This is a genomic window from Vitiosangium sp. GDMCC 1.1324 (assembly GCF_003044305.1).
Lineage (GTDB): Bacteria > Myxococcota > Myxococcia > Myxococcales > Myxococcaceae > Archangium.
In genome coordinates, this window is the sequence record NZ_PZOX01000060.1 from 1 (window position 1) to 7,342 (window position 7,342).

7 protein-coding genes, 2 tRNA genes and 1 pseudogene are annotated in these 7,342 nt (G+C 67.2%); 7 read left to right on the forward strand and 3 right to left on the reverse strand.

The window, feature by feature from the left end:
• A pseudogene (locus DAT35_RS57680) lies at positions 1-591 on the forward strand (recombinase family protein); the annotation flags it as partial.
• Between the two features lie 601 nt (positions 592-1,192).
• Here DAT35_RS57680 and DAT35_RS57690 read toward each other — a convergent pair.
• Positions 1,193-2,542, reverse strand: a complete 1,350-nt coding sequence (locus DAT35_RS57690) for an IS1380 family transposase (protein ID WP_108077966.1) — start codon at positions 2,540-2,542, stop codon at positions 1,193-1,195.
• Between the two features lie 106 nt (positions 2,543-2,648).
• On the opposite strand from DAT35_RS57690, the gene DAT35_RS57695 reads away from it, so the two are divergent.
• Both DAT35_RS57695 and DAT35_RS57700 read left to right on the forward strand, forming a co-directional pair.
• A tRNA-Lys gene (locus DAT35_RS57695) sits at positions 2,649-2,718 on the forward strand.
• Positions 2,719-2,726: 8 nt separating this feature from the next.
• A tRNA-Glu gene (locus DAT35_RS57700) sits at positions 2,727-2,799 on the forward strand.
• A gap of 2 nt (positions 2,800-2,801) precedes the next feature.
• Here the strand turns inward: DAT35_RS57700 and DAT35_RS59740 are convergent.
• Positions 2,802-3,089 carry a hypothetical protein gene (locus DAT35_RS59740; RefSeq protein ID WP_158502490.1) on the reverse strand — a complete coding sequence of 96 codons (288 nt, stop codon included), beginning with the start codon at positions 3,087-3,089 and terminating at the stop codon, positions 2,802-2,804.
• Positions 3,090-3,512: 423 nt separating this feature from the next.
• Here DAT35_RS59740 and DAT35_RS57715 point away from each other — a divergent pair, with 423 nt between their 5' ends.
• The 3 genes from DAT35_RS57715 to tnpB all read left to right on the forward strand — a co-directional run bounded on the left by DAT35_RS57715 (position 3,513) and on the right by tnpB (position 5,760).
• Entirely contained in the window at positions 3,513-4,115 is a 603-nt protein-coding gene (locus tag DAT35_RS57715) for an SRPBCC family protein (RefSeq protein WP_108077968.1), read from the forward strand.
• 227 nt (positions 4,116-4,342) lie between these two features.
• Positions 4,343-5,173, forward strand: coding sequence for a PAS domain-containing protein (locus DAT35_RS57720; protein ID WP_146210348.1), 831 nt, complete (start codon positions 4,343-4,345; stop codon positions 5,171-5,173).
• A gap of 212 nt (positions 5,174-5,385) precedes the next feature.
• On the forward strand, positions 5,386-5,760 hold the full coding sequence (gene tnpB, locus DAT35_RS62665; RefSeq protein ID WP_369946755.1) for an IS66 family insertion sequence element accessory protein TnpB: 375 nt from the start codon (positions 5,386-5,388) through the stop codon (positions 5,758-5,760).
• Here the strand turns inward: tnpB and DAT35_RS57730 are convergent.
• Complete coding sequence (locus DAT35_RS57730; protein ID WP_108077971.1) at positions 5,696-6,214, reverse strand: hypothetical protein; 519 nt, start codon at positions 6,212-6,214, stop codon at positions 5,696-5,698. The genes tnpB and DAT35_RS57730 overlap by 65 nt on opposite strands.
• A 528-nt stretch (positions 6,215-6,742) precedes the next feature.
• On the opposite strand from DAT35_RS57730, the gene DAT35_RS57735 reads away from it, so the two are divergent.
• Positions 6,743-7,342, forward strand: a 600-nt coding sequence (locus tag DAT35_RS57735; RefSeq protein WP_233262330.1) for a DEAD/DEAH box helicase, incomplete at its 3' end; no start/stop codon positions are given.

A 7,342-nucleotide genomic window follows, 5' to 3' on the forward strand; every position in this document is an offset into this window, starting at 1 on the left:
CTGCTGCGGATTCTGGTGAGAGAGGTAGTGCTCAGCCCCGTGGACGTCCCGGAGCGCGCAATTCACATCCAGCTGCTATGGCAGACCGGGACGTGCAGCGAGCTGAGCATTGCGCGTCGCCCATCATCCGAGCGGGCCACCTCGCCCGAGGTCATCAAACTCATTGGCATGCTGGCCAAGGAGAGGAGCGATAGGGAGGTAGCGGCCGAGCTGAACCGAAGGGGGCTGCTCTCTGGAGTCAAGCGCGCCTGGGACAAGGAGGCGGTGCGCTGGGTGCGCAAGCGCTACGGCATACGGCGCCAGCCCGCGGGCCGACGAGGACGGCCACGACAGCCAGAGCGCCGGGCCGACGGCCTCTACTCCATGCATGGTGTCGCCGCGCTGCTGGGCGTTACTGAACCCGTGGTGCGCTCCTGGGTGGAGAAGGGCTGGCTGCGAGGTGTCGAGGGGGGTGGCTCCGGCAACCCTCGGTGGTTCAAACTCGACCGCTCGACGCTCAAGCGGCTGAGGGCCACCAGCAGCCGGGGAGATGAACCCAGCGGGCGCAGACCTGCTCAAATAAGTGCGGAGGAGGTGGGGCATTATGCATAGGCCATCACGTACGCCAGCACTCGCCGCCTGCCTCCACACCTCACGCAGGCGAACACATCCAACACGAAGGTCCTTCGTAGCAGCCCTGCCCAGTTCACTCGCGCTGGCCGCTCCTTCCTCGCTTCTTGTCTCGCCACCGCTTCAGGCGCCACGCTCGCCTCCTCCACTCCGCGTCTGGGCGCATGGGCGGGCAGGGGTATAGCGCCTCCGAGGGCCCGGGAGGAGGGGGCGCCCGGTGGGGTGTCAGGAAGTGGGGGGCGCGCTCGACAGTAGAACTCGGGGGCGAGTGCTGGTAGAGAGCCCCGGCGGGCCGGGCGGCGGCGGTTTTCCGGCCGGGCGCGAAAAAAGAATAGTGCGAGTCGCTAGCCCGGATTATTCACCAGGGCTTGGCGAGAAGCCGCGAAGCGGCCGTGGGCAGGACCCAGGGGGCACGATCTGGCTCGTTGCCCCTATCTGTCAGGTGAGCGGCAGTCAGGTTGGCAAAGGGGCGCGGAATCCGCGGGGTTGGATGCCAGAGGCTCGCGCGCAGCACCAGACGCACCTCGACCGTGTCTGCCAGGTGGTCGAAGCAGGAGCAGCGGGGTGTGCACCGCGCGTCAGCTCACGAGGGCGCCCAGCTCAGCGAGCCGGCCAGGGCCATGAAGACGGCAGCCAGCGGGAAGGAGGCAGGCAAGCGCACCCACAGCCGACGCGCCGAGCGTGCCACGTGGGCTGCCACCTTCAACAGGCTCAGCCGCAGCGTGTCCATCTGCATCGTGGCCAGGGCGGGAGCCTGTCGGCCCGCCTCGGTGCGCAGCGCATGCATCAGCACGTAGGCCGCCGCGTGCAGCAGCAAGCGCAGGAAGTTGGCCCAGAAGCTGGAGCAACTCAGCCGGTCGGCCAGCAGTGCTCTCTTCAAGTCCTTTATGTAGTTCTCGCACTGCCCGCGCTCGCAGTAGGCGTCGTAGAGCAGCTCGGGCGGGAAGCCTTGCAGTGAGGTGACGACGAAGCGCGGGTTTTCTCCCTTGGCGCTCACCTCGGCCTTCATCACCACGTGGCGCTGGTGGGGCCAGGACTCGGCGGCGTAAGAGAAAGCGCCGAAGTGGCGCACGTAGGGGCGGCCCGCCGCGTACTGCTCGTTGGCGGCGGCCATGACAGCCTCGCCCTGGCGCTGCAGGACGGGATTGCGCGCCAGTCCCAGCAGGTAGTCGATGTCGCCCCACTGCGCGTTGAGCTCCTCGAGCATTCGCATGAGGCGCGGCATGGCGAAGCCCGAGTCGCCGCGCACCACCACCCGTACGTTGGGGAAGCGCTGTTTGAGCGCGACAATCAGCCGGCGCAGCACTCCGGCCGCTCCTCGTGCGGCGTGGGCGGTGCCCGGCCGCAGAATGGCGGTGACGAGCTGGCCCGTGGTGCCGTCGAACACCAGCAGCGGGTGGTACATGTGCTGGTCGTAGAAGCCGTGGAAGAACGAGAGTTGCTGCTGGCCGTGCGTGGGGTCGTCCGTGCTGTCGATGTCGAGCACCACCACCTCGGGGGGCGAGGTGAAGGAGTCGAGGTAATGCTGCTCCAGTACGCCCAGCAGCTTGCGCACGCTGCGCCCGTCCACGGCGTTCTCCAGCCGGCAGAGCGTGGGCTGCGAGGACAGGGGCGAGCCGCTTTGGGGCACCACGTCGCACGCTACCTGGAGGGCCGGGTCATGACGCAGGGCGTGCGCGTCGTTGCAGTCCTCGTAGCCCAGGGCCATCTGGTAGACGCGCTGGCGCACCTGCTCCAGACGCGAGTGCACCACACGCGAGGGGTCGCGTGCGTCAGGAATGCAGGAGGCCAGCTTCTGCGTGAGCCCCAAACGCTCGTCCATCAGCCTCAGCAACACGGCCCCGCCATCGCTGGAGGTGTGCGGCGCGTCGCACGTGAGGTGAACCGGAAGAGTGGGGTGGAAGTGGAGGACGGCTGGAGTACAGTGCGTCATGCGGGCGGGCGCTTCTGAGTCGGCCTGAGTTCTGGACAAACCCAAGCTAAATCAGGGTGTTCCGCCCGCAACCGCCCTCCTTCTTCCCTGCGCCGGTGAATAATCCGGGCTAGCTCAGCTGGTAGAGCACCGGCCTTTTAAGCCGAGGGTCGGGGGTTCGATTCCCCCGCGACTCAAGGGCGACGTCCCCGTCGTCTAGAGGCCCAGGACGCTGGCCTTTCAAGCCGGTAACACGGGTTCGAATCCCGTCGGGGACACTTCAATCGGGGCCGGAAGCTGCTGGAAGCTCAGCGGTTTCCGGCCCCGGTGCTTTCAGGCCCCGGCTCGTCTCCAGAATGTCTCCACGCCGGAGGCTCTCGCCCGGCTTGATCGCCAGCTCGCGCACCACCGTGTCGTTCAGCTTCGACCGCCACATCAGCGGCAGCAGCCGCAGGTAGCGAAGCACGGCACGCGCCCTGCGGTCGTGGTGGTGACCGTGGCGATGACCATGGCGCGGACGATCACCGTGCGGCTGCGCGTGATCGTCGTGTGGGTGGTCTGGCGTCATCGATCTTTTTATCCAAGACACGGCAGGCAAAGCGCGGCACCCTCGCGCGCTCCTCTCGCTCGAGGGTGCCCATGGAACAACCTACTCGCCTGACGGTCAGGCCACAGACGTTGATTGCGGTGCGGGACGTGAAGGCCAGCAGCGCTTGGTACCAGACCTTGCGTCTTGCTCTGGTTCGAAGTCGATGACTTCGATGCCGCGGTGGAACGCGTGAGACGCCTCGGCGCTCGCGTGATCGAAGAGCCGCACGTCAACCCGGCACCGCAGCACCGGGAGATCTGGATCGAGGATCCCGATGCTACGTCGTCGTCCTCGCGAGCCCCGACGGAGAGGCCAGCGGAGGGGAGATCAAGAGGACTTCTGACCCACCCGCGCTTGACCGCGGTCCTGCGATGTGATGGTTGCGCCTCTCGGAGGGCTTCAATGCTCGGGCATATTCTCATCGGTGTTGCGGGTGTCTTGGTCCTTTTCGTAACGGTTGTGGCCACACGGCAGTCCGCCTATCACGTCGAGCGCAAGCTCGCGGTCGCTGCTCCACCCGAGCTCGTGTTCGGTGTTCTCAACGACCTCCATCAGTTTGCCGGTGTCTTGGTCCTTTTCGGTTCGCCGTGGGAGAAGCTCGATCCCAACATGCAGAAGACCTTCGAAGGACCCGCGGCGGGCGTCGGTCAGTCGTATTCGTGGAGCGGCAAGGAAGTCGGCAAGGGTAAGATGACGATCGAAGAGAGCGTCCCTGGCCAGAAGGTGGGCATGAAGCTCGAGTTTGTGGCGCCGATGGAGTCCACGGCAACCTGTGCGCTCACCCTCGCGGGTACGCCGACCGGCTCGTTCGTGACGTGGTCGATGGATGGGAACCACAATTTCATAGGCAAAGCCTTCGGCATGTTCATGAACATGGACAACATGCTCGGCACCGACATCGAGAAGGGGCTCGCCCAGCTGAAGACCGTCGCCGAGGGCAAGCAGGCAATAGCGGCCGCTGGCGCGGCTCAGGCTGACGCCGACAAGGGCGCCGCCGAAGAGTAGGCGTGCTGGTAGTACGGCTCTTCGCGCGGTCGTACTTCTCGGCCCCCCCCAGCCGCGTCACCGTCACCTGCAGCCCGAGGTGCATCAACTCCCTCCCCTGCGCAGGCGACCGCTCGCCTTGGGCTGCGCGAGAGAGTGCATCCCTCCGCCGTGCGTCACTCCCACAGCGCCTGCTGCGCTGGCCCCCTGGCAGGTGCCTGGGGTGGGGGCAGTTCGGGCAGGTGCAGGTGGCGAAGAATGCGCCGGATGACGCTGCCCTGGGTGAGGCGTTCCCGGAGGAGGGGGACTCGCCCTTCGCCTTCGAGTACCGCCGCGCGATGGTCGAGCAGGTCACCTCCGAGTTCGAGGCGTACTTCGAGCCGCTCCACGCCTGGTTCGAGGTCCACGCGTACCCTTCGCCCGAGGGACTGTCCGTCTACGTCCGCGACGTGACCGAGCGGAAGCGGACCGAGGGGACGCGGGCGCGCCTGGCGGCCATCATCGAGAGCACCCCGGACTTCGTCGGCAGCTTCGACGGCCGGGGGCGGGCGATGGTGCTCAACCAGGCGGCGCGGCGCATGCTGCGCATTCCCGAGCGCGAGGACGTGACGTCGCACAACCGCTTGGACCTCTACCCGACCGAGGTGGCCCAGCGTGTGCTCGGCGAAGGAATCCCCGCCGCCCTGCGCGACGGGGTGTGGCGGGCCGAGACCACCATCCGCTCGCGCGATGAAGGCACGTGTCCCGTCTCCCAGGTGCTCCTCGCCCACCGGGACGCCTCGGGCGAGGTCGCGTTCTTCTCGACCGTGATGCGCGACATCACAGACGCCAAGCGCGCCGAGGAGCTCCAGCGGTTCCTGGCCGAGGTCAGCCGCACCCTCGCCGGCTCGCTGGAGTACGAGGCGACGCTCGAGTCTGTGGCCCACATCCTGGTGCCCAGGCTCGCGGACTTCTGCATCGTCTACGTCTGCGAGGGGGACGCGCTGCGCGCCCGTGTCATGGCCCACACGGACCCGGCGGCAGAGCAAATTTCCTCCCGAGGGATGGCACGCGCGCTTCGTTGCCGAGGAGCATGGTGACCACTTCGCGGCCATCATGCGCTTCCTCAACCGGGTCGCCGAGTTTCGCGAAGCGGGCTGACGCGGAGGGAGCTCGCGGAGCGTCGGGGAATGAGGCTCAGCACGTTGCAGTCGTGGATGTACCGACGGCGGCGTGAGGAGAAGGCTACCGGGGCGGAAGCGGTGAGGCTGGTGCCGGTGGAGGTGCAGGTGGCCCCGGAGGCGGCATTCTGCTGGCGACGCAACCGGTGGACATGCGCAAGTCCATAGGCGGCCTCATGGCACCGGTGTGCACCGATTGGGGCGAGGACGAGCATTCGGGGCACCTCTTCGTCTTCGACAGCCGCAAGGGGGACAGGGTGAAGATTCTCACCTTCAGCCGTGGCGGCTTCGTCCGCGCTCACATCACCGAGAGGCCGCTCGCGCGCGCCGGGATCGACGCCGACCTGCAGGCGAAAAGGAGTGAACCGGTGGAGCTGGCCGCGTGGCAGGTGGCTCCCGTCCTCCCCACCGGCGATGGAAAGGGGCCGGGGCGCCGTGCGGTCAGGACCGGGTGCCGGTCGCCCACAATACCTTCAGATTATCGTCTATCGGGTCGGGGACGATGAACAGCTCTGCGCAGTAGATGACTAAGTTGCCGTCCGCCTGCAGCGCGAGGACGGGCGAGTGCTTGAACTGGTTGCACTTGCCGTCGGTCCTCGACGCCCACACGGGGGTGCTGTCGGCTTTGTACAGGACGAGGTTGCCGTCCTTCTGGAACCGCAGCTTCGTGGCACCACTGCCGGGGGTGTTGGTGGACCAGAGGACCTGGCGGGTCCAGCGGTGGTACATGACGAGGTTGCCGTCGGACTGCATCTTCAGCTCGGAGTTGCCGAAGAACCAGCTCTTCCCCACGTCGAGCCACTGCCTGGCGAAGGCGCAGTGCATGGCCACGCGATCCTTGTAGGTCTCGAACGTTCTGCCCGGCCTCTCGGCGTGCGCGGGTGTTGCGACCCCCACCGCGACGGTGAGGCCGAGCGCGGCAGGGACCAGCGCAGCGGCGAAACGGTTGCGTGCATTCATGTGTGCTTCTCCTGTCTCGGCGCGCCTCGGAAAGAGGCCAGTTCGGTCATGCAGTCGTAGGCCACGGTCTCCGGCTTCAGATGGCCGCTAGCATTGGACACGAAGAAGTCGCAGGTGCGCTTGAAGCGCAGTGCGGCCTGTATGCCCTATATGGTGCGGACCCTCCGTCCATCCCAAAAACGATGCTTCCGTTGCCCAGACAGCCAGAGGACGGTGAAATCCGTTGTGACAGGCGGAAGCCCTGGGTCAGGTGGGCCCTCGGTCGCTCGGCGGTTGACCCTGTGGGGCCGCATGTGCTCCCAGTGTGCCCCTCCACCGGGAACGGGGAGGAACACGAGGGCACGGGATGGGACGGGACGGGATGACGAACCCCAAGAGAATCAAGGCGATAGCGGGTAGCTGCGCGTCCTGCTTGGAATTTTCTCTCGCCATGTCTGCGGGTTCGAATCCCGTCGGGGACACTCCCATCGGGGTCGGAAGCTTCTGGCCCCGGGCGGAGCGTGCGCTTCAGTGCTAAGCCATGCTGCCATGTCCGGCGAACTCCCCATTCCTCCCCCCGGCGGCTTGCCCACCCTGCACTTCCCCCCCGAGCTCCCCATCTCGAGCCGGGTCGAGGACATCACCGCGGCCATCACCGCCCATCAGGTGGTCATCGTCGCGGGGGCCACCGGCTCGGGGAAGACGACGCAGCTGCCGAAAGTCCTGCTCGCCATGGGGCGCGGCCGCCCGCGCCAGATTGCCGTCACCCAGCCCCGGCGCATCGCCGCGACGAGCGTGGCGGCGCGCGTAGCACGCGAACTCGGCACGGAGCTGGGCACGGACATCGGCTACCAGATTCGCTTCGAGGACCGCTCGTCCCGGCGGACGGCCGTGAAGTTCATGACCGACGGGGTCCTGCTCGCGCAGATTCACAGCGACCCGCTCCTGAGCCGCTACGACACGGTCGTGCTCGACGAGGCCCACGAGCGCAGCCTCACCATCGACTTCCTGCTCGGGTGGCTGCGTATAGGCGGGATAGAGGGCATGTTGAGGGAGAGGGCTGGAGCGGAGGGGCCGAGGAGGGCCGCGGACGGGGGCCGCCCGAGCAGTGCGCCAGGCGGGTGGAGAAGCCGCGCAGCCCCTTGGGGA